Genomic DNA, 18,443 nt, shown 5'->3' with positions numbered 1-18,443 from the left:
TGTGTTTATAAAATGATTTTCGCGAAGTATATTAATGATTTTTACTGAAATGCAAACATTAATAAATAATATGCAGTGAAAAGGTATGGAATAAAAGGAATTATGCTTTTTTTAGTAAAAAATAGTACGGTTGCTCCAAGGGTAGCAGCAATCAAAATAATGAGGGTAGTCAAATGGGCACCAACTAATAAAGTGAAAAATAATAAGATTTCTATATCGCCTTGTCCTATTTTTTGAAAGCAAGCTAGGTGTTCTAAATTATTGAATAATAAAAAGGTTAATATGAGTAAAATAGCGAAGTTTAACCAAGAAAAATTAAATTTGACCAATAAGTAGGCTGGAAAAATTAAAATATGCGTGCTAACTGATTGAACGGCTACATCCTCCACGGCTAGGTAACTGAGGATAAAAAAGCAAATAAAACTAAATGGTGTTGGCGAAGTGGTAGGCACGATCGTTAAAAAGAATAAGGCTGACAATATTTCAAGCATCACGGAGTAGGTAGGAATCGATACGTCGCAAAAAATGCATCGCCCTCGGCAACTCCAATAACTAACAATTGGAATTAAGCAATAATACGGCAGTGGAGTAGAACAGTTTGAACAGTGGGAGGGTGGAAAAATGATGGATTGACCGACTAAACGGCGTTCATAAAGCACTAGAAGAAATGATCCCCAACTGGCACCTAGAATTCCTATAAGTAAATAATAAAATAAGAGCATGTTATTTCTCCTTAACTTAATGATTGGTATTAGATAATATACGAAATAACGCTCCGTTTTTTTGCTTAATTTACTTGCATTCATAAAAATTGCGTGATATTCTATTTAAGGTGCTTTTTGTGGACAGGTTTTCTGCAAATGCAGACATGCTGACTGGAAACGTTAGCCCTGGTACAAGTCTCGGCCGTCTTTTTTTATATCAAAAAAAGAACCGCCTGGATATGTGTACTTAAAGAATACTTATTTATTTTCATATATTGGAAGGAGAAACATCGATGCCTACAATTAACCAATTGGTTCGTAAGGGTCGTCGTTCACAAAGCTCGAAGTCAAAAGCTCCAGCTTTGAACTACGGCTATAACAGCATGAAGAAGTCTCAAGTTAACAACCCAGCTCCTCAAAAACGTGGAGTTGCTACACGTGTTGGTACAATGACACCTAAGAAGCCTAACTCAGCTTTACGTAAGTACGCTCGTGTACGTTTGTCAAACTTGATTGAAGTTACAGCTTATATTCCTGGTATTGGTCACAACCTTCAAGAACATAGTGTTGTCTTGATCCGTGGTGGTCGTGTAAAGGATTTACCTGGTGTTCGTTACCATGTCATTCGTGGTGCGCTTGATACAGCAGGTGTTACTGATCGTAAACAAAGCCGTTCTAAATACGGTACAAAGAAACCTAAGAAGTAAGGAGGTTGTGTATAAATGCCAAGAAAAGGTCCAGCACCAAAACGCGAAGTATTACCAGATCCAATTTATAACTCAAAGCTTGTTACACGTTTAATCAACCGTTTAATGTTAGATGGTAAGCGTGGTAAAGCTTCAAAGATTTTATACAATGCTTTTGATATTATCGAAAAAGAAACTGGTTCAGAACCAACAGGAGTTTTCGAAGAAGCTATGAACAACATCATGCCTGTCCTTGAAGTTAAGGCTCGTCGTGTTGGTGGTTCTAACTACCAAGTTCCAATTGAAGTACGTCCAGATCGTCGTACAACACTTGGTTTACGTTGGTTAGTTAACTACGCTCGTCTCCGTGGTGAACACACAATGCCAGAACGTCTTGCTCGTGAAATTATGGATGCAGCTAACAATACTGGTGCATCTGTTAAGAAACGTGAAGACACACATAAGATGGCTGAAGCCAACCGTGCATTCGCACATTACCGTTGGTAAGATTCAGTCGTTGCAATTAATCATTGCAACCATGATGACTATTATATGGATGCATATAGTAGTCATTTTTTCTAAAAACAGCTATTACTTTGATTTCATTTGGAAGGAGAACCTTTTATATAATGGCTAACAAACGTGAGTTTCCTCTAGAAAGAACTCGTAATATCGGTATCATGGCTCATATTGATGCTGGTAAAACAACAACTACAGAACGTATCTTGTACTATACAGGTAAGATCCACAAGATTGGTGAAACACATGAAGGTGCTTCACAAATGGACTGGATGGCCCAAGAACAAGAACGTGGTATTACAATTACATCTGCTGCAACAACAGCAGCATGGAAGAACCACCGTATCAATATCATCGATACACCAGGACACGTTGATTTCACAATCGAAGTTGAACGTTCACTCCGTGTGCTTGATGGTGCCGTAGCGGTTCTTGATGCTCAAGCTGGTGTTGAACCTCAAACAGAAACTGTTTGGCGTCAAGCTTCAGATTATGATGTTCCACGGATCGTTTTTGCTAACAAGATGGATAAGCTTGGTGCTGATTTTGATTTCTCAGTTCAATCAATCCACGACCGTTTGCAAGCTAACGCTTTGCCAATTCAAATGCCAATCGGTGCTGAAGATGATTTCCAAGGAATTATTGACTTGGTTGAAATGAAGGCTGATTTGTATGACGTTGATGAATTAGGTACAGAATGGGAAACTGTTGATGTTCCTGATGAATACAAAGAAGAAGCTGAAAAGCGTCGTAACGAAATGATTGAACAATTGGCTGATATTGATGAAAACATCATGGAAAAATACCTTGGTGGAGAAGATATCTCAGTTGCTGAAATCAAAGCTGCTATTCGTAAAGGTACTTTAGCTCTTGAATTATTCCCAGTTCTTGCTGGTTCAGCATTTAAGAACAAGGGTGTTCAAATGATGCTTGATGCCGTTGTTGATTACTTACCATCACCATTGGATGTTAAGCCTTATAGTGCTACAGATCCTGAAACAGGCGACCAAGTTGAATTGATTGCTGGTGATGACAAGTCATTCGCTGCTTTAGCATTTAAAGTTGCTACTGACCCATTCGTTGGTCGTTTAACATTTATCCGTGTATACCAAGGTACATTGGAATCAGGATCATATGTTCTTAACGCCACAAAGGGCAAGCGTGAACGTGTTGGTCGTTTGCTACAAATGCATTCTAACCAACGTCAAGAAATCCCAGAAGTATTCTCTGGAGATATCGCTGCTGCTATCGGTCTTAAGAACACTACAACTGGTGATTCATTGACTGATCCAGCACATCCATTACAATTGGAATCAATGGTATTCCCAGATCCAGTTATCGAAGTTGCTGTTGAACCTAAGTCAAAAGCTGACCAAGATAAGATGGATATCGCTCTTCAAAAACTTGCTGAAGAAGATCCTTCATTCCGTGCAGAAACAAACCCTGAAACAGGTGAAACTGTTATTGCCGGAATGGGTGAACTTCACCTTGATATCATTGTTGACCGTATGAAACGTGAATTTAACGTTGAAGCTACAATTGGTGCTCCTCAAGTATCATACCGTGAAGCATTTACTAAGAAGACTTCCGCACAAGGTAAATTTGTACGTCAGTCTGGTGGTAAAGGTCAATATGGTGACGTTTGGGTTGAATTCGAACCAAACGAAGAAGGTAAAGGCTTTGAATTCGAAGATGCCATCGTTGGTGGTGTAGTTCCTCGTGAATACATTCCATCAGTTGAAGAAGGTTTGAGAGAAGCTATGAACAATGGTGTTCTTGCCGGATATCCATTGGTTGATGTTAAGGCTAAACTATATGATGGTAGTTATCATGATGTCGATTCTAGTGAAGCTGCATTTAAGGTGGCTGCATCACTTGCTTTACGTGCTGCTGCTAAGACTGCTGCTCCTGTTATCCTAGAACCAATTATGAAGGTAGAAATCCGTGTTCCTGAAGAATACATGGGTGATATCATGGGACAAGTTACTGCACGTCGTGGACGCGTTGATGGTATGGAAGCAATTGCTGGTGCTGAAGAAATCCATGCATTTGTTCCTCTATCAGAAATGTTCGGTTATGCTACAACACTTCGTTCAGCATCACAAGGTCGTGGTACATTTACTATGACATTTGATCATTACGAAGCTGTTCCAAAATCAATTCAAGAAGAAATTATCAAGAAAAATGGCGGACATGCTGAATAATCTTTAAAATTAAAGAAGTTTTCTTTTTTCAATTATTTAATTGAAGGAGAAAACTTCTTTTTATTTTAAATTTATTTCTCAAAACCCTTGTCATAACGCTGATTATCATGTATTATTATCAAGTACCGTTTTCAAACGAGGGAGCATTATGCTCTCTAAACGGTGGTGTATAAGCATAGCGTTGATGTGAAAGGTTGCGACACACCCGGCCGCTTTGCCACAGGGTGTGGCGGTAATTTTCACGGAGCAAGTCTTATTTTTAAAATAGACGAAGGAGGTAACACAATGGCAAAACAAAAAATTCGTATCCGCCTAAAGGCATACGAACACCGTATCTTAGATCAATCTGCTGACAAGATTGTTGAAACAGCAAAACGTACTGGTGCAACAATTTCGGGTCCAATCCCATTGCCAACAGAACGCACAGTATATACTGTTTTGAGTTCTCCACATAAGTTTAAGAAGGCTCGTGAACAGTTCGAAATGCGTACGCACAAACGATTGATCGATATCGTTAACCCAACACCAAAGACAGTGGATTCATTGATGAAGCTTGACTTGCCAAGTGGTGTAGATATCGAAATCAAACTATAATTTAAAGTATAAACGGAGGTGTACTAATGACCACAAAAGGAATCTTAGGTAAAAAGGTCGGAATGACACAGGTTTTTACTGAAGCTGGAGAATTAATTCCTGTTACAGTAATCGATACAACTCCTAACGTTGTATTACAACTCAAGACAGTTGAAAATGATGGTTATTCATCAGTTCAATTAGGTTTTGACGACAAACGTCAAGTTTTGAGCAACAAACCTGAACAAGGCCACGTAGCAAAAGCAAATACAAATCCTAAGCGCTTCATTCACGAAATCAGAAATGTTGAGCTTGGGGACGTCAAAGTTGGAGACACAATCGCAGCTGACATTTTTGAAGCAGGCGAAATCGTCGACGTAACTGGTACTACTAAGGGACATGGTTTCCAAGGTGTTATCAAAAAAGACGGTCAACGTCGTGGTCCGATGGCGCACGGTTCTCGTTATCACCGTCGTCCTGGTTCACTTGGGGCAGTTATTAACCGCGTATTCCCAGGAAAGAAATTACCAGGTCGCATGGGTAACAAAACAGTAACAATTCAACATCTTGAAATCGTTAAAGCAGATACAGAAAACAACGTATTACTAGTTAAGGGTAATGTACCTGGCGCTAAGAAGTCATACTTAGTTGTTAAAAGTACTGTAAAGAATACTAAATAAGAGAGGAGGACCATATAAATGGCTAACGTATCATTATTCAAACAAGACGGAACTAAAAATGGTGACGTTGAATTAAATGCCGATATTTTCGGTATCGAACCTAACAACGATGTAGTCTTTGAAGCAGTAGTTATGCAACGTGCATCTATGCGTCAAGGTACACACGCAGTAAAGAATCGTAGTGCTGTACGTGGTGGTGGTAGAAAACCATGGCGTCAAAAAGGTACTGGACGTGCTCGTCAAGGTTCAATTCGCTCACCACAATGGCGTGGTGGAGGAATTGTCTTTGGACCAACTCCTCGTTCATATGCATACAGCATTCCTAAGAAAATGCGTCGCTTGGCATTGAAGTCAGTACTTTCACAAAAGGTATTGGATGAAAGCCTTGTAGTCGTTGATGAATTCAAGTTCGAAACTCCAAAGACTAAGGACTTTGCTCAATCATTAGGTAACCTTAATGTTGATAAAAAAGCTCTATTAGTTCTTGAAGAAGATAACGAAAGTGCTGTATTGGCTGCTCGTAATTTATCTAATGTAAAAATCGTTGAACCTGAAGGTATCAATGTTTTAGATATTATGAATAGCGACAAACTTGTCATTACACAAAAGGCTCTTTCTCAAGTAGAGGAGGCTCTAGCATAATGGAATCACGTGATATTATTCTACGCCCTGTTGTTACAGAAGCATCAATGGCGTTAATCGATAACAAACGTTACACATTTGATGTAGATCCACGTGCTACAAAGACTCAAGTTAAAAAAGCTATCGAAGAGATCTTTGAAGTTACAGTTATTAAGATCAACATTATGAATGTTAAAGGTAAGTTGAAGCGCCAAGGCCGTTACGCTGGTTACACAAAGAAGCGTCGTAAGGCAATCGTGCAACTTTCTGCAGATTCAAAAGAAATCCAATTATTTGGTGAAGAATAAATAAATATAGGAGGAAAACAACGTGGGGATTAAGAAATTTAAACCAACTACAAATGCCCGTCGTGGCATGACACAATTGGACTACTCTGAAATCACAAAGAAGAGTCCAGAAAAGTCATTGTTGGAATCTCAAAGCCATACTGCTGGTCGTAATAACTACGGTCGTATGACTGTTCGCCATCGTGGTGGTGGTAACAAACGTCAATACCGTATCATCGACTTTAAGCGTATTAAAGATGATGTACCAGCTACAGTAAAAGCTATTGAATATGATCCAAACCGTACAGCTAACATTGCTTTGCTTGTTTATGCTGATGGTGTTAAGTCATATATCATTGCTCCTAAAGGTTTGAAGGTTGGCGACAAGGTTCAATCTGGATCAGAAGCTGATATCAAAGTAGGTAACGCATTACCACTTAAGGATATTCCTGTTGGTACTGTTATCCACAATATCGAATTAAAACCAGGTAAAGGTGGACAACTTGTTCGTTCAGCTGGTGCTTCAGCACAATTACTTGGTAAAGAAGGTAAGTATGTACTTATCCGTCTTGCTTCTTCTGAAGTTCGTATGGTTCTTGCAACAAACCGTGCAACAATCGGTGCTGTTGGTAATGAAGAACATGAACTAGTTAACGTTGGTAAAGCTGGTCGTACACGTTACGCTGGCCAACGTCCACATGTTCGTGGTTCTGTAATGAACCCTAACGATCATCCACATGGTGGTGGTGAAGGTAAGGCTCCTATCGGTCGTCCATCTCCTCTTTCTCCATGGGGTAAGAAAACAATCGGTAAGAAGACTCGTAACAAACATAACAAGTCAAACAAATTTATCGTTCGTGGTCGTAAGCGCGGTCGCTTAGGTAACATCTAGAACAGTTTTCGAAGGAGGTCAAATTAATGGGTCGTAGTTTAAAAAAGGGACCATTCGCTGATGAACATCTTCTAAAGAAGGTCGATGCACAAAAAGATCAAGACAAGAAGCCAGTAATCAAGACATGGTCACGTCGTTCAACAATTTTTCCAAGTTTCATCGGATGCACAATCGCTGTATACGATGGTAGAAAACATGTTCCAGTTTATATCCAAGATGATATGGTTGGTCATAAGCTTGGCGAATTTGTTCCAACTCGCACATTCCGTGGTCACGGTGGCGACGACAAAAAGACATCTGGAAAGTAAGGAGGATGAATCATGGCTGAACAAGTAACATCTGCACAGGCAACTGCAAAGACTGTTCGTATTGCCGCTCGTAAGATTCGTCTCGTAGTCGATCTTATCAGAGGTAAAAGTGTCGCTGAAGCTTTTGCAATTTTAAAATTTACACCACGTAGTGCTTCACCTGTTGTTGAAAAGGTTTTGAAGTCTGCAGTGGCGAATGCTGAAAACAACTTTGATTTGGATCGTGAAGATTTGGTAATTAGCAAAGTCTTTGTTAACGAAGGACCAACGTTAAAACGTTTCCGTCCACGTGCTAAGGGTTCTGCATCACCAATTAACAAACGTACAAGTCATATTACAGTTGTAGTATCAGAAAAACAGGAGGGATAACGCGTGGGTCAAAAAGTAAATCCTAATGGATTCCGTGTTGGTGTCATTCGTGATTGGCAAGCTAAATGGTATGCTGATAAAGACTTTTCAAAGTTCTTAGCCGAAGATATCAAGATTCGTGAATTTATCGCAAAGCAACTTACTGATGCTTCTGTATCTACTGTTGAAATTGAACGTGCAGCAAATCGTGTTAACATTTCAATTCACACTGCTAAACCAGGTATGGTTATCGGTAAAGGTGGATCAGAAGTTGAAAAGTTGCGTAATCAACTAAATCAATTAACTGGCAAACGTGTTCACATCAACATTGTCGAAATCAAGAAACCTGATCTCGAAGCAAAACTTGTTGGTGAAAACATCGCTGCTCAACTAGAAGGACGTGTTGCATTCCGTCGTGCTATGAAGCAAGCAATGCAACGCTCAATGCGCTCAGGTGCTAAAGGTATTAAAACACAAGTTGCAGGTCGTTTAAACGGTGCTGACATGTCTCGTGTAGAACGCTACTCAGAAGGAAAGGTTCCTCTTCACACACTTCGTGCTGACGTGGACTACGCTTGGGTTGAAGCTCGTACTACATACGGACAACTTGGTGTTAAGACATGGATCTACCGTGGCGAAATTTTACCTGAAGTAAAGGACGCTAAGAAAAACTCTAAAGAACAAGGAGGGAAATAAGCATGTTAGTACCTAAGAGAGTAAAGCATCGTCGCGAACATCGTGGTCGTATGCGTGGTGCTGCTAAAGGTGGCAAAACAGTTGCTTTTGGTGAATATGGTTTACAAGCATTAACTTCATCATGGATTACTAACCGCCAAATCGAAGCTGCTCGTGTGGCTATGACACGTTATATGAAACGTGGCGGTAAAGTTTGGATTAAGATTTTCCCTCATAAGTCATACACATCTAAAGGTGTGGGTGTTCGTATGGGTAATGGTAAAGGTACTCCAGAAGGCTGGGTTGCACCAGTAAAACGCGAAAAGGTTATGTTTGAAGTTGCAGGTGTTCCTGAAGAAGTTGCTCGCGAAGCTCTACGTTTGGCAGCAATGAAACTTCCTGTTAAGACAAAGATTATCGAACGCGAGGAAGTAGGTGGCGAATCAGATGAAGGCTAAAGAAATTAATGAATTAACCACTGACGAAATGATCAATAAGGAAAAAGAGTATAAGGACGAGTTATTCAACCTACGTTTCCAATTGGCTACAGGTCAACTTGAAAACACTGCTCGCCTTAAAGCTGTTCGTAAGAACATTGCTCGAATCAAAACTGCTCTACGTCAACAAGAATTAAACAAGTAAAAGAATACGAAGGGAGGACTTAATCAATGAGTGAAGAACGTAACGCACGAAAGGTTTACCAAGGACGCGTAGTTTCTGACAAGATGGATAAGACTATCACAGTCCAAATCGATACTTACAAGACACATCCTGTTTACGGTAAGCGTGTAAAGTACTCAAAGAAATATAAGGCACATGATGAAAACAACGCTGCTAAGATGGGCGATATCGTAACAATTATGGAAACAAGACCTTTGTCTGCTACAAAGAGATTCCGTTTGCTTGATATCGTTGAAAAAGCGGTTATTATCTAGCTCATGTTTCGTATTCTGATACAAAATTGAAGGGAGGACACTAACTGTGATCCAACAAGAGAGTCGTTTGAAAGTTGCTGACAATTCTGGAGCACGTGAACTGTTGGTTATTAAAGTATTGGGTGGTTCCCGTGTTAAATTTGGTTACATTGGTGACATTATCGTTGCTACTGTTAAACAAGCAACACCAGGTGGCGTTGTCAAAAAAGGTGACGTTGTAAAAGCTGTTGTTGTTCGTACAAAACAAGGTGCACACCGTGCTGATGGTTCATACATCAAATTTGACGAAAATGCTGCAGTATTAATTAAAGATGATAAGAGCCCTCAAGGAACTCGTATCTTTGGCCCAGTTGCACGTGAATTACGTGACAAGGACTACATGAAGATCGTTTCTTTGGCTCCTGAAGTATTGTAATCAACCATCATAACGAAGGAGGTGCGCCATTAATGTTCGTAAAAGTTGGCGACAAAGTTCGCGTAATTAGCGGAAAAGACAAAGGCAAGGAAGGTACTATTAAACAAACCCTTGCTAAAAAGAACCGTGTTGTTGTTGAAGGCCTTAACATGATTAAAAAACATCAAAAGCCTAACAATGCAAATCCTCAAGGTGGAATTCTTGATGTTGAAGCACCTATGGATGTTTCAAATGTAATGCTTATCGATCCATCTACAAATGAACCAACACGTGTTGGCTTCAAAACTGTTGATGGTAAGAAAGTACGAGTATCAAAAAAATCTGGCGAGAGTATCGACAAATAATCTAAGCGAAGGGAGGAAATAATATTCATGGCAAATCGTTTAAAAGAAAAATTCGTTAACGAAATCACACCTGATTTGGTTAAAAAGTTTGACTATACATCAGTTATGCAAGTACCAAAGATTGAAAAGATCGTTTTGAATATGGGTGTCGGTGATGCAGTTACTAACTCTAAGAACTTAGATGAAGCAGTTGCTGAATTGGAACTTATTTCAGGTCAAAAGCCACTTGTTACAAAGGCTAAAAAGTCAATCGCTGGATTCCGTCTTCGTGAAGGTATGTCAATTGGTGCTAAGGTTACATTACGTGGTGAAAGAATGTATGACTTCTTAGATAAGTTAGTTAACGTTTCATTACCTCGTGTTCGTGACTTCCGTGGTGTAAGTAGCAAGGCCTTTGATGGTCGTGGTAACTACACATTAGGTGTACGCGAACAATTGATTTTCCCAGAAATCGATTTTGATAATGTTAACCGTGTTCGTGGTTTAGATATTGTTATCGTTACAACTGCAAACACAGATGAAGAATCACGTGAACTATTGGCACAATTCGGAATGCCATTTGAAAAGTAAGCGAAGGGAGCAAACAAATTGGCTAAAAAATCATTAGTTGTAAAGAGTGAACGTCCTGCTAAGTTCTCGACACAAACATACACACGTTGCGAACGTTGTGGCCGTCCACACTCTGTATACCGTAAATTCCATTTATGCCGTATTTGCCTTCGTGAATTAGCTCATGAAGGACAAATTCCTGGTATGAAGAAAGCTAGTTGGTAAAAAAAGAAATCAGAGTCAAAGGAGGGTAATACTGAATGTCTATGACAGATCCTATTGCAGACTTTCTTACTCGTATTCGTAACGCGAACATGGTTCGCCACGAATCTTTAGAAGTACCTGCATCAAAAATCAAAAAAGATATGGCCGAAATTCTTAAGAACGAAGGTTTTATCAAGGATGTTGAATATATTGAAGATGACAAGCAAGGCATCATTCGTGTATTCCTAAAATATGGAAAGAACAACGAACGAGTTATCTCTGGTTTGAAACGTATTTCAAAACCTGGATTGCGTTCATATGTTAAATCTGACGAAGTTCCTAAGGTGTTGAATGGTTTAGGTATCGCAATCATTTCAACTTCTGAAGGTGTCATCACAGATAAAGAAGCACGTGCTAAGAAAATCGGTGGAGAAGTATTAGCTTACATCTGGTAATTTTTAGATAAGGAGGTGCCGTTCAATGAGCCGTATCGGTAGAAAACCAGTTGAAATTCCAGCTGGTGTTGAAATTAAACAAGACGGAAACGTCGTAACTGTTAAAGGACCTAAGGGTGAATTAACACGTACAATGAGCTCAGATATTACAATGTCCGTTGACGGAAACGTTGTATCATTTGATCGTCCAAACGACAATAACAAAATGCGTGCATTACATGGTACTACACGCGCTAACTTCAACAACATGGTTGAAGGTGTTGTAAATGGTTTTGAAAAGAAACTTGAACTAATTGGTGTTGGTTACCGTGCACAACTTAAAGGTAAGACATTAATCTTAAACTTAGGTTATTCAAACCCAGTTGAAATGGAAACTCCTGAAGACCTTAAGGTTGAAGTTCCTGACAACACACACATTAATATCAGTGGTATCAGCAAACAACGTGTTGGTGATTTAGCTGCTGAAATCCGTGCCGTACGTTCACCAGAACCATATAAAGGTAAAGGTGTTCGTTACGTTGGTGAATATGTTCGCCGTAAAGAAGGTAAAACAGGTAAATAATCACGCAGCTTGATATAATTAGCTGAGATTCAAAAAATATGAGGTGAAAATTTTGATTTCTAAACCAGATAAGAACAAAAAACGTCAACGTCGTCATGCACGCGTTCGTTCAAAAATCTCTGGTACTGCAGAGTGCCCACGCTTAAATGTATACCGTTCTAACAAAAACATCTACGCTCAAGTAATTGATGACGTAGCGGGTGTAACGCTAGTTAGTGCCTCAACATTAGATAGCGAAATTTCAGGTGGCTCAAAGACTGAATTAGCATCACAAGTTGGTGCTTTAGTTGCTAAGAGAGCTGTTGAAAAGAAAATTGAAAATGTCGTTTTTGATCGTGGTGGATACATCTATCATGGTCGCGTTCAAGCTTTAGCTGAAGCTGCTCGCGAAAACGGACTTAAATTTTAAGGATAGGAGGGAAATACGTACATGTCTAAATTTATCGATCCAGAAAAATTGGAAATTGAAGATCGCGTAGTTGCCATCAACCGTGTTACAAAGGTTGTTAAAGGTGGACGTCGTCTTCGTTTTGCTGCTTTAGTCGTTGTTGGTGACAAGAACGGTCATGTAGGTTTTGGTACTGGTAAAGCTCAAGAAGTTCCAGAAGCTATCCGTAAAGCGGTTGAAACTGCACGTAAGAGTTTGATTGAAGTTCCTATTGTTGGAACAACTCTCCCTCACGAAGCCGTCGGTGTTTACGGTGGTGGACGAATTCTGATGAAGCCAGCTCTTGAAGGTTCTGGAGTAGCTGCTGGTGGTGCTGTTCGTGCCGTTATGGAATTAGCAGGTATCGATGATGTTACAAGTAAGCGTTTGGGTTCAAACACTGCTGTTAACGTTGTTCGTGCTACTTTCGAAGGTCTTAAGAGCATGCGTAATGCAGAAGAAGTTGCTGCCCTTCGTGGGGTTTCAGTCGATCATTTAGCTGAATAAGGAGGATATTCTGATGTCACAATTAAAAGTTACATTAATTAAAAGTGCTGCACATCGCCTCCCAAAACAAAGAACAATTGTTAAGGAATTAGGTCTTGGCCGAGTAAATAGCTCTGTAGTCCTACCTAACAATGAGGCAACTCGTGGAGCTATTTTCCACATTGCACATTTAATTGAAGTTGAAGAAGTAAAATAATTTTTGTAAGATTGGAGGTTTCCTTGCATGAAGTTGAATGAATTAATGCCTAGCGAAGGTTCACGCACTAACCGTAAACGTATTGGTCGTGGTACTTCTAGTGGTACAGGTAAGACTGCTGGTCGTGGTCAAAAGGGTCAAAAGGCACGTGGTAAAGTTCGTTTAGGTTTTGAAGGTGGACAAATGCCTCTTTACCGTCGAATTCCAAAACGTGGATTCACAAACATCAACCGTAAAGAATTTGCTATTGTAAACCTTGATGCTCTTAACGTTTTTGATGAAGGTGCTGAAGTAACACCAGAATCATTGCTTAAAGCTGGTATCATTAGTAAACAACTTAGCGGTGTTAAGGTTCTTGGTAATGGAGAAATTACTAAGAAGCTTACTGTTAAAGCTAACAAATTCTCTGAAAGTGCTGTAAAAGCAATCGAAGCTGCTGGTGGTAAAACCGAGGTGATTTAATGCTGACGACTGTCAAAAATGCTTTAAAAGTGAAGGATATTAGAAATAAGATTCTGTTCACACTCGGTATTTTGATTGTATTTCGTTTAGGATCATATATCACTGTTCCTGGTGTTAATGCGAAAGCATTGGAAAGCATGTCTTCATCAGGATTAGTTGGAATTTTGAATACGTTCAGTGGTGGTGGATTAACGAATTACTCCATTTTCGCAATGGGGGTTTCGCCATATATCACAGCACAAATTATTGTACAATTGCTACAAATGGATATCGTTCCTAAATTTGTGGAATGGAGTAAGCAAGGTGAGGTTGGTCGTCGAAAGCTTAATCAAGCTACGAGATGGTTAACAATCGTCCTTGCTTTTGCTCAATCAATCGGAATTACAGCTGGTTTTAATTATTTAAGTCAGATGAATTTGGTTGAATCACCAAGTGTCCAAACCTTTCTAACGATTGGTTTAATTCTTACGGCCGGAACTATGTTAACTACCTGGTTAGGTGACATGATTACGGAACGTGGGATTGGACAAGGAGTATCAATGATTATCTTTGCAGGTATCATTGCTCGTACACCAGTTGGGATTCAGCAAATTTACACTGAGCAGTTTGTTAATACTGCGAAAAGCGAATGGACGCAAAGTTTTATTATTGTTGGAGCAATTATCCTTGCAGTTTTAGCCATTGTAATTTTTGTTACATGGGTACAACAAGCAAGTCGTAAAATTCCAATTCAATATACAAGAAGAGCTTCTGGCGCTTCTGATAGTAGTTATTTACCTCTTAAGGTTAACGTAGCTGGTGTTATTCCAGTTATCTTTGCTAGTTCTTTTATTTCTACACCGCAAACCATTTTAATGGCTTTTGCATCATCACATTCTGATGATACTTGGTACACTGTTTTAAACGATGTATTCAATATGCAAACCACTAAAGGTGCCATCTTATATACTGTGTTAATTGTATTGTTTACGTTCTTCTATGCTTTTGTTCAGGTTAACCCTGAAAAACTAGCTGAAAATTTACAAAAACAAGGCAGTTATATTCCAGGAGTTTGGCCGGGAAAGAAAACCCAAGATTATATGTCAGGTCTTTTAATTAGACTTAGTGTAGTTGGGGCATTATTCCTTGGCTTGGTTGCCTTAATTCCATTGCTTGCTTCAAACATTTTTGGTTTGGACGAATCAATTGGTTTAGGTGGAACAAGTCTTTTGATTGTTGTTGGTGTAGCAATCGAGTTGGCAAATCAACTTGAAGGGTTAATGATGAAACGAGAATACGTTGGATTCATTCGAAAATAATTCGTTAGTTTAACAATGAAGGAGAATTTCAAATGAGTAAATTAAACCTCGTTTTGATGGGTCTTCCAGGTGCTGGTAAAGGTACACAGGCTCAGAGAATTATTGAGGATTTCAAAATTCCACATATTTCAACTGGTGACATTTTCCGTGAAGCTATGAAAAATGAAACCGAAATGGGTGTGGAAGCAAAGAAGTTCATTGATAAGGGTGAACTTGTTCCCGATAGTGTAACTAACGGGATCGTCGAAGATCGTCTTGCAATGGACGATGTCAACGATGGTTTTATGCTTGATGGTTTTCCTAGAAATATCGATCAAGCTAAGGCGCTAGATGAAATGACATCTCGTTTAAACAAACCACTTACAGCAGTGATTAACATTCATGTTGATCCTGAAGTTTTGGTTGAAAGACTATCTGGCAGATTTATTTGTAAAAATTGTGGAGCTACTTATCATAAGCTTTACAATCCACCAAAGGTTGAAGGAACTTGTGATGTTTGCGGACATCACGAATTCTTCCAACGTGAGGACGACAAGCCAGAAACTGTAAAAAATCGCATTGCTGTTAATACTAAACTTAACACTCCGTTGATTTCTTACTATGAAGAAAAGCATCTCCTTTACAACATTAATGGCGATCAGGATATCAACGATGTTTATTCTGAAGTCAAAAAAGTATTAGAGGCTCTCTAATTTCGTGCTTGTTGGTACTATAGATAACGTTCATTGTTTGCAAATAGTTTTTTCGTATGGTAAGCTAATTCAGGTTTAGCTTCGAAATACATATTTTGAGGCTTTTTGTTGGTTATTACTATTAGAAAAGTTAATGGGAGGCACAAATTTAGTGGCTAAAGATAATGTCATTGAAATTGAGGGCACAGTTAAAGAAACTATGCCTAATGCGATGTTCAAAGTAGAGCTTGAAAATGGTCATGAAATTCTTGCTCATGTTTCGGGAAAGATTCGCATGCACTATATCAAAATTCTACCTGGCGATAAGGTTACGGTTGAAATGTCACCGTACGACTTGTCCAAAGGTCGCATTACCTATCGTTTCAAATAAGTTTTATTCGTTTAGGAGGATTTATTCATGAAGGTACGTCCATCAGTTAAGACAATGTGTGAACATTGCAAAATCATTAGACGTAAAGGGCGCGTTATGGTAATTTGCTCAGCAAATCCTAAGCACAAACAGCGTCAAGGAAAATAATATTATACTTGGAGGTGAAATTTAATGGCCCGTATTGCAGGTGTTGATTTACCACGTGACAAGCGAATTGTCATTGGTTTGACATATATTTTCGGTATTGGTAACACTACCGCTCAAAAAATCTTAAAGGACGCAGAAGTATCAGAAGATATCCGCGTTCGTGATTTAACAGCCGATCAAGAAGACAAGATCCGTGCAGAAGTAGATAACTATCTAGTTGAAGGTGATCTTCGTCGTACAGTTAGTCTCAATATCAAGCGTCTCCAAGAAATCGGTTCATACCGTGGTATGCGTCATCGTCGTGGGTTGCCAGTTCGTGGACAACATACGAAGAATAACGCTCGGACACGTAAAGGTAAGAAAGTTTCTATCGCAGGTAGAAAAAAATAATTAAAGGAGGCTAACTTTTTATGGCAACGAAAAAGAATACTCGCAAACGTCGAGTAAAAAAGAATATTGAATCTGGAGTAGCACATATCCATTCAACATTCAACAATACTCTTGTTATGATTACAGATCCCCAAGGTAACGCAGTTGCTTGGTCATCTGCTGGTGCTCTTGGATTTAAGGGTAGTCGTAAGTCTACACCTTTTGCCGCACAAATGGCATCAGAAGCTGCTGCTAAAGCAGCTATGGAACATGGTATGAAGAATGTTGAAGTTGCTGTTAAGGGACCTGGTTCAGGTCGTGAAGCTGCTATTCGTGCACTACAAGCTACTGGGCTTGAAGTAAGTGCAATTCGTGATGTTACACCAGTTCCTCATAATGGATCTCGTCCTCCAAAGCGCCGTCGTGTATAGAGTTCGGTTCTGTTTGAGGGCAAACTTTATAATGCATTCAAAATCGAAATGCAGACTGCGTTTTGAAAGGGGTAAAAATTAGAATGATCGAATTTGAGAAGCCAAAAATTCATAAAATTGACGAAAATGACAATTATGGCCGATTTGTTATTGAACCCTTAGAACGGGGATATGGTACAACGCTTGGTAATTCACTTCGTCGTATCCTATTATCATCATTGCCAGGAGCAGCTATTACTAGCGTTCAAATTGATAGTGTTTTACATGAATTCTCAACCATTGAAGGTGTTGTAGAAGACGTAACACAAATTATTTTGAATCTTAAGAAGGTTTCGTTGAAGATTGAATCTGATGAAGATAAAACATTAGAAATCAATGTTGCGGGACCTGCTAATGTAACTGCTGGCGATATTATGGGAGACGGTGACGTAGTGATTCTTAATCCTGAGTTACCAATCTGTACTGTAGCTGAAGGTACTACATTCCATGCAGTACTCACTGCTGACACTGGCCGTGGATATACATCTGCGGACGAAAACAAGGCTCGAAAGGTTGATATGCCAATCGGTGTATTACCAATCGATTCTATTTATACCCCAATTGAACGTGTTAATTATCAAGTTGAAAATACTCGTGTTGGTCAACGAGACGACTATGATAAACTTACGCTCGATATTTGGACTGATGGTTCTATCACTCCTAGTGAGGCAACAAGTTTATCTGCTAAAATTTTAACAGAACACCTTGCAATCTTTGTTAACCTTAATGATCAGGCTAAAGAGACTGAAATTATGGTTGAAAAAGAAGAAACTCACAAGGAAAAAATGCTTGAAATGACAATTGAAGAATTAGATCTTTCGGTCCGTTCATACAATTGCTTAAAACGAGCAGGTATTAACAGTGTTCAAGAATTAACTGACCGCACTGATGCTCAAATGATGAAAGTTCGTAATCTTGGACGTAAGTCATTGGTTGAAATCCAAGAGAAACTTAGTTTATTGGGCTTAGGTTTCCGTTCAGAAGACTAATCATAAGGAGGGTTCCCATAGATGAGTTATCGTAAATTAGGTCGTACAAGCTCCCAACGTAAAGCGTTGCTTCGCGATCTCACAACAGAATTAATTGTTAACGAAAAGATCGTTACTACTGAAGCACGCGCTAAGGAAGTTCGTTCTACTACTGAAAAAATGATCACATTGGGTAAACGTGGCGACTTGCATGCACGTCGTCAAGCTGCAGCATTCGTTCGTAATGTTGTTGCTGATGTTACTGAAGATGGTGAGGACGTAAAAGTTTCTTCAGCACTTCAAAAATTGTTTGCTGATTTAGCTCCACGTTATGCTGATCGTAAAGGTGGATATACTCGTATCTACAAGACGATGCCACGCCGTGGAGACGGTGCCCCAATGGTTGTTTTAGAATTAGTTGATTAATTAATTTAAAACGATTTTAATAATAACAAAATCTATCACTTAAGATAATGGTAGGGTGTTACGATGTTGGAGAAATCCTAGTCTAGCCCACGGCGAGTTTTTAACTTGCTATCATTATCTTCAGTGATTTTTTTTGTATAGAATGATAGA

Annotated in this window: 33 protein-coding genes; 32 read left to right on the top strand and 1 reads right to left on the bottom strand. The window is 39.2% G+C overall.

Going from position 1 to position 18,443, the window contains the following annotated elements:
* Nucleotides 1-41 precede the first annotated feature (41 nt).
* Nucleotides 42-722 carry a prepilin peptidase gene (locus PEPE_RS09140; protein ID WP_041526972.1) on the bottom strand — a complete coding sequence of 227 codons (681 nt, stop codon included), beginning with the start codon at nt 720-722 and terminating at the stop codon, nt 42-44.
* 275 nt (nt 723-997) lie between these two features.
* On the opposite strand from PEPE_RS09140, the gene rpsL reads away from it, so the two are divergent.
* The 32 genes from rpsL to rplQ all read left to right on the top strand — a co-directional run bounded on the left by rpsL (nt 998) and on the right by rplQ (nt 18,293).
* Nucleotides 998-1,411 (top strand): 30S ribosomal protein S12, encoded by a 414-nt coding sequence (gene rpsL / locus PEPE_RS06895; protein ID WP_002832281.1) that lies wholly within the window; start codon nt 998-1,000, stop codon nt 1,409-1,411.
* A gap of 15 nt (nt 1,412-1,426) precedes the next feature.
* The gene (gene rpsG, locus PEPE_RS06890; protein WP_002833326.1) at nt 1,427-1,897 is read left to right on the top strand and encodes a 30S ribosomal protein S7; all 471 of its coding nucleotides are present in this window, start codon (nt 1,427-1,429) and stop codon (nt 1,895-1,897) included.
* Between the two features lie 122 nt (nt 1,898-2,019).
* Complete coding sequence (fusA, locus tag PEPE_RS06885) at nt 2,020-4,113, top strand: elongation factor G (protein WP_002833327.1); 2,094 nt, start codon at nt 2,020-2,022, stop codon at nt 4,111-4,113.
* 285 nt (nt 4,114-4,398) lie between these two features.
* The gene (gene rpsJ / locus PEPE_RS06880; RefSeq protein ID WP_002832277.1) at nt 4,399-4,707 is read left to right on the top strand and encodes a 30S ribosomal protein S10; all 309 of its coding nucleotides are present in this window, start codon (nt 4,399-4,401) and stop codon (nt 4,705-4,707) included.
* Nucleotides 4,708-4,733: 26 nt separating this feature from the next.
* Nucleotides 4,734-5,366, top strand: coding sequence for a 50S ribosomal protein L3 (gene rplC / locus PEPE_RS06875; RefSeq protein ID WP_002833328.1), 633 nt, complete (start codon nt 4,734-4,736; stop codon nt 5,364-5,366).
* Between the two features lie 18 nt (nt 5,367-5,384).
* Nucleotides 5,385-6,008, top strand: a complete 624-nt coding sequence (rplD, locus tag PEPE_RS06870) for a 50S ribosomal protein L4 (RefSeq protein WP_002833329.1) — start codon at nt 5,385-5,387, stop codon at nt 6,006-6,008.
* On the top strand, nt 6,008-6,295 hold the full coding sequence (gene rplW, locus PEPE_RS06865) for a 50S ribosomal protein L23 (protein WP_011673656.1): 288 nt from the start codon (nt 6,008-6,010) through the stop codon (nt 6,293-6,295). The genes rplD and rplW overlap by 1 nt, the downstream gene beginning before the upstream one ends.
* Nucleotides 6,296-6,317: 22 nt before the next feature.
* Nucleotides 6,318-7,166: a 50S ribosomal protein L2 gene (gene rplB, locus PEPE_RS06860; RefSeq protein ID WP_002833331.1), complete on the top strand. Its 849-nt coding sequence runs from the start codon at nt 6,318-6,320 to the stop codon at nt 7,164-7,166.
* Nucleotides 7,167-7,192: 26 nt separating this feature from the next.
* The gene (rpsS, locus tag PEPE_RS06855) at nt 7,193-7,474 is read left to right on the top strand and encodes a 30S ribosomal protein S19 (RefSeq protein ID WP_002833332.1); all 282 of its coding nucleotides are present in this window, start codon (nt 7,193-7,195) and stop codon (nt 7,472-7,474) included.
* A gap of 12 nt (nt 7,475-7,486) precedes the next feature.
* Nucleotides 7,487-7,843 (top strand): 50S ribosomal protein L22, encoded by a 357-nt coding sequence (gene rplV / locus PEPE_RS06850; protein WP_002833333.1) that lies wholly within the window; start codon nt 7,487-7,489, stop codon nt 7,841-7,843.
* A 3-nt stretch (nt 7,844-7,846) separates the two neighbouring features.
* Nucleotides 7,847-8,518 carry a 30S ribosomal protein S3 gene (rpsC, locus tag PEPE_RS06845; protein WP_002833334.1) on the top strand — a complete coding sequence of 224 codons (672 nt, stop codon included), beginning with the start codon at nt 7,847-7,849 and terminating at the stop codon, nt 8,516-8,518.
* A 2-nt stretch (nt 8,519-8,520) separates the two neighbouring features.
* Nucleotides 8,521-8,955, top strand: coding sequence for a 50S ribosomal protein L16 (rplP, locus tag PEPE_RS06840; RefSeq protein ID WP_002833335.1), 435 nt, complete (start codon nt 8,521-8,523; stop codon nt 8,953-8,955).
* Nucleotides 8,945-9,139, top strand: coding sequence for a 50S ribosomal protein L29 (gene rpmC / locus PEPE_RS06835; protein WP_002832266.1), 195 nt, complete (start codon nt 8,945-8,947; stop codon nt 9,137-9,139). Before rplP ends, rpmC begins: the two co-directional genes overlap by 11 nt.
* A gap of 26 nt (nt 9,140-9,165) precedes the next feature.
* Nucleotides 9,166-9,432, top strand: coding sequence for a 30S ribosomal protein S17 (gene rpsQ, locus PEPE_RS06830; protein WP_002833336.1), 267 nt, complete (start codon nt 9,166-9,168; stop codon nt 9,430-9,432).
* 46 nt (nt 9,433-9,478) lie between these two features.
* The gene (rplN, locus tag PEPE_RS06825) at nt 9,479-9,847 is read left to right on the top strand and encodes a 50S ribosomal protein L14 (RefSeq protein WP_002833337.1); all 369 of its coding nucleotides are present in this window, start codon (nt 9,479-9,481) and stop codon (nt 9,845-9,847) included.
* 32 nt (nt 9,848-9,879) lie between these two features.
* Complete coding sequence (gene rplX, locus PEPE_RS06820) at nt 9,880-10,191, top strand: 50S ribosomal protein L24 (RefSeq protein WP_002833338.1); 312 nt, start codon at nt 9,880-9,882, stop codon at nt 10,189-10,191.
* Nucleotides 10,192-10,218: 27 nt separating this feature from the next.
* Nucleotides 10,219-10,761: a 50S ribosomal protein L5 gene (gene rplE / locus PEPE_RS06815; RefSeq protein ID WP_002833339.1), complete on the top strand. Its 543-nt coding sequence runs from the start codon at nt 10,219-10,221 to the stop codon at nt 10,759-10,761.
* Between the two features lie 18 nt (nt 10,762-10,779).
* A complete protein-coding gene (locus PEPE_RS06810; protein WP_011673655.1) occupies nt 10,780-10,965 on the top strand; it encodes a type Z 30S ribosomal protein S14 in 186 nt (61 codons plus the stop codon).
* Between the two features lie 35 nt (nt 10,966-11,000).
* A complete protein-coding gene (rpsH, locus tag PEPE_RS06805; protein ID WP_011673654.1) occupies nt 11,001-11,399 on the top strand; it encodes a 30S ribosomal protein S8 in 399 nt (132 codons plus the stop codon).
* A 25-nt stretch (nt 11,400-11,424) separates the two neighbouring features.
* Nucleotides 11,425-11,961, top strand: coding sequence for a 50S ribosomal protein L6 (gene rplF / locus PEPE_RS06800; protein ID WP_002833341.1), 537 nt, complete (start codon nt 11,425-11,427; stop codon nt 11,959-11,961).
* Between the two features lie 43 nt (nt 11,962-12,004).
* On the top strand, nt 12,005-12,370 hold the full coding sequence (rplR, locus tag PEPE_RS06795) for a 50S ribosomal protein L18 (protein WP_029258104.1): 366 nt from the start codon (nt 12,005-12,007) through the stop codon (nt 12,368-12,370).
* 21 nt (nt 12,371-12,391) lie between these two features.
* A complete protein-coding gene (gene rpsE, locus PEPE_RS06790; protein ID WP_002833344.1) occupies nt 12,392-12,895 on the top strand; it encodes a 30S ribosomal protein S5 in 504 nt (167 codons plus the stop codon).
* A gap of 13 nt (nt 12,896-12,908) precedes the next feature.
* Complete coding sequence (gene rpmD / locus PEPE_RS06785; protein ID WP_002833345.1) at nt 12,909-13,091, top strand: 50S ribosomal protein L30; 183 nt, start codon at nt 12,909-12,911, stop codon at nt 13,089-13,091.
* A 27-nt stretch (nt 13,092-13,118) separates the two neighbouring features.
* Complete coding sequence (rplO, locus tag PEPE_RS06780; RefSeq protein ID WP_002833346.1) at nt 13,119-13,553, top strand: 50S ribosomal protein L15; 435 nt, start codon at nt 13,119-13,121, stop codon at nt 13,551-13,553.
* Complete coding sequence (gene secY, locus PEPE_RS06775) at nt 13,553-14,851, top strand: preprotein translocase subunit SecY (RefSeq protein WP_002833347.1); 1,299 nt, start codon at nt 13,553-13,555, stop codon at nt 14,849-14,851. Before rplO ends, secY begins: the two co-directional genes overlap by 1 nt.
* Before the next feature lie 32 nt (nt 14,852-14,883).
* Nucleotides 14,884-15,543 (top strand): adenylate kinase, encoded by a 660-nt coding sequence (locus tag PEPE_RS06770; RefSeq protein ID WP_011673653.1) that lies wholly within the window; start codon nt 14,884-14,886, stop codon nt 15,541-15,543.
* A 151-nt stretch (nt 15,544-15,694) separates the two neighbouring features.
* Nucleotides 15,695-15,913, top strand: coding sequence for a translation initiation factor IF-1 (infA, locus tag PEPE_RS06765; RefSeq protein ID WP_002833349.1), 219 nt, complete (start codon nt 15,695-15,697; stop codon nt 15,911-15,913).
* 27 nt (nt 15,914-15,940) lie between these two features.
* Complete coding sequence (rpmJ, locus tag PEPE_RS06760) at nt 15,941-16,060, top strand: 50S ribosomal protein L36 (protein ID WP_011673652.1); 120 nt, start codon at nt 15,941-15,943, stop codon at nt 16,058-16,060.
* 24 nt (nt 16,061-16,084) lie between these two features.
* Nucleotides 16,085-16,450 (top strand): 30S ribosomal protein S13, encoded by a 366-nt coding sequence (gene rpsM, locus PEPE_RS06755; protein ID WP_002833350.1) that lies wholly within the window; start codon nt 16,085-16,087, stop codon nt 16,448-16,450.
* 20 nt (nt 16,451-16,470) lie between these two features.
* Nucleotides 16,471-16,860 (top strand): 30S ribosomal protein S11, encoded by a 390-nt coding sequence (rpsK, locus tag PEPE_RS06750; protein ID WP_002833351.1) that lies wholly within the window; start codon nt 16,471-16,473, stop codon nt 16,858-16,860.
* A gap of 83 nt (nt 16,861-16,943) precedes the next feature.
* Nucleotides 16,944-17,888, top strand: coding sequence for a DNA-directed RNA polymerase subunit alpha (locus tag PEPE_RS06745; protein WP_002833352.1), 945 nt, complete (start codon nt 16,944-16,946; stop codon nt 17,886-17,888).
* 21 nt (nt 17,889-17,909) lie between these two features.
* Complete coding sequence (gene rplQ / locus PEPE_RS06740) at nt 17,910-18,293, top strand: 50S ribosomal protein L17 (protein ID WP_002833353.1); 384 nt, start codon at nt 17,910-17,912, stop codon at nt 18,291-18,293.
* Nucleotides 18,294-18,443: the final 150 nt, after the last annotated feature.

This window comes from Pediococcus pentosaceus ATCC 25745, from assembly GCF_000014505.1.
In the GTDB taxonomy this organism is placed as follows: domain Bacteria; phylum Bacillota; class Bacilli; order Lactobacillales; family Lactobacillaceae; genus Pediococcus; species Pediococcus pentosaceus.
This window is presented reverse-complemented; position numbering and strand designations above follow the sequence as displayed.

What these genes read in the sequence shown, in the direction of transcription:
- rpsQ (WP_002833336.1), top strand. Translation starts at nt 9,166, where the DNA reads ATGAGTGAAGAACGTAACGCACGAAAGGTTTACCAAGGACGCGTAGTT.
- PEPE_RS06770 (WP_011673653.1), top strand. Translation starts at nt 14,884, where the DNA reads ATGAGTAAATTAAACCTCGTTTTGATGGGTCTTCCAGGTGCTGGTAAA.
- rpsG (WP_002833326.1), top strand. Translation starts at nt 1,427, where the DNA reads ATGCCAAGAAAAGGTCCAGCACCAAAACGCGAAGTATTACCAGATCCA.
- rplE (WP_002833339.1), top strand. Translation starts at nt 10,219, where the DNA reads ATGGCAAATCGTTTAAAAGAAAAATTCGTTAACGAAATCACACCTGAT.
- rplV (WP_002833333.1), top strand. Translation starts at nt 7,487, where the DNA reads ATGGCTGAACAAGTAACATCTGCACAGGCAACTGCAAAGACTGTTCGT.
- rpmJ (WP_011673652.1), top strand. Translation starts at nt 15,941, where the DNA reads ATGAAGGTACGTCCATCAGTTAAGACAATGTGTGAACATTGCAAAATC.
- rpsS (WP_002833332.1), top strand. Translation starts at nt 7,193, where the DNA reads ATGGGTCGTAGTTTAAAAAAGGGACCATTCGCTGATGAACATCTTCTA.
- PEPE_RS06745 (WP_002833352.1), top strand. Translation starts at nt 16,944, where the DNA reads ATGATCGAATTTGAGAAGCCAAAAATTCATAAAATTGACGAAAATGAC.
- rpsH (WP_011673654.1), top strand. Translation starts at nt 11,001, where the DNA reads ATGTCTATGACAGATCCTATTGCAGACTTTCTTACTCGTATTCGTAAC.
- rpmC (WP_002832266.1), top strand. Translation starts at nt 8,945, where the DNA reads ATGAAGGCTAAAGAAATTAATGAATTAACCACTGACGAAATGATCAAT.
- rplD (WP_002833329.1), top strand. Translation starts at nt 5,385, where the DNA reads ATGGCTAACGTATCATTATTCAAACAAGACGGAACTAAAAATGGTGAC.
- rplC (WP_002833328.1), top strand. Translation starts at nt 4,734, where the DNA reads ATGACCACAAAAGGAATCTTAGGTAAAAAGGTCGGAATGACACAGGTT.
- rplQ (WP_002833353.1), top strand. Translation starts at nt 17,910, where the DNA reads ATGAGTTATCGTAAATTAGGTCGTACAAGCTCCCAACGTAAAGCGTTG.
- rplP (WP_002833335.1), top strand. Translation starts at nt 8,521, where the DNA reads ATGTTAGTACCTAAGAGAGTAAAGCATCGTCGCGAACATCGTGGTCGT.
- rplO (WP_002833346.1), top strand. Translation starts at nt 13,119, where the DNA reads ATGAAGTTGAATGAATTAATGCCTAGCGAAGGTTCACGCACTAACCGT.
- fusA (WP_002833327.1), top strand. Translation starts at nt 2,020, where the DNA reads ATGGCTAACAAACGTGAGTTTCCTCTAGAAAGAACTCGTAATATCGGT.
- rpsE (WP_002833344.1), top strand. Translation starts at nt 12,392, where the DNA reads ATGTCTAAATTTATCGATCCAGAAAAATTGGAAATTGAAGATCGCGTA.
- rpsJ (WP_002832277.1), top strand. Translation starts at nt 4,399, where the DNA reads ATGGCAAAACAAAAAATTCGTATCCGCCTAAAGGCATACGAACACCGT.
- secY (WP_002833347.1), top strand. Translation starts at nt 13,553, where the DNA reads ATGCTGACGACTGTCAAAAATGCTTTAAAAGTGAAGGATATTAGAAAT.
- rpsK (WP_002833351.1), top strand. Translation starts at nt 16,471, where the DNA reads ATGGCAACGAAAAAGAATACTCGCAAACGTCGAGTAAAAAAGAATATT.
- rpsL (WP_002832281.1), top strand. Translation starts at nt 998, where the DNA reads ATGCCTACAATTAACCAATTGGTTCGTAAGGGTCGTCGTTCACAAAGC.
- rplF (WP_002833341.1), top strand. Translation starts at nt 11,425, where the DNA reads ATGAGCCGTATCGGTAGAAAACCAGTTGAAATTCCAGCTGGTGTTGAA.
- rplW (WP_011673656.1), top strand. Translation starts at nt 6,008, where the DNA reads ATGGAATCACGTGATATTATTCTACGCCCTGTTGTTACAGAAGCATCA.
- rplX (WP_002833338.1), top strand. Translation starts at nt 9,880, where the DNA reads ATGTTCGTAAAAGTTGGCGACAAAGTTCGCGTAATTAGCGGAAAAGAC.
- rpmD (WP_002833345.1), top strand. Translation starts at nt 12,909, where the DNA reads ATGTCACAATTAAAAGTTACATTAATTAAAAGTGCTGCACATCGCCTC.
- rpsM (WP_002833350.1), top strand. Translation starts at nt 16,085, where the DNA reads ATGGCCCGTATTGCAGGTGTTGATTTACCACGTGACAAGCGAATTGTC.
- PEPE_RS09140 (WP_041526972.1), bottom strand. Translation starts at nt 722, where the DNA reads ATGCTCTTATTTTATTATTTACTTATAGGAATTCTAGGTGCCAGTTGG.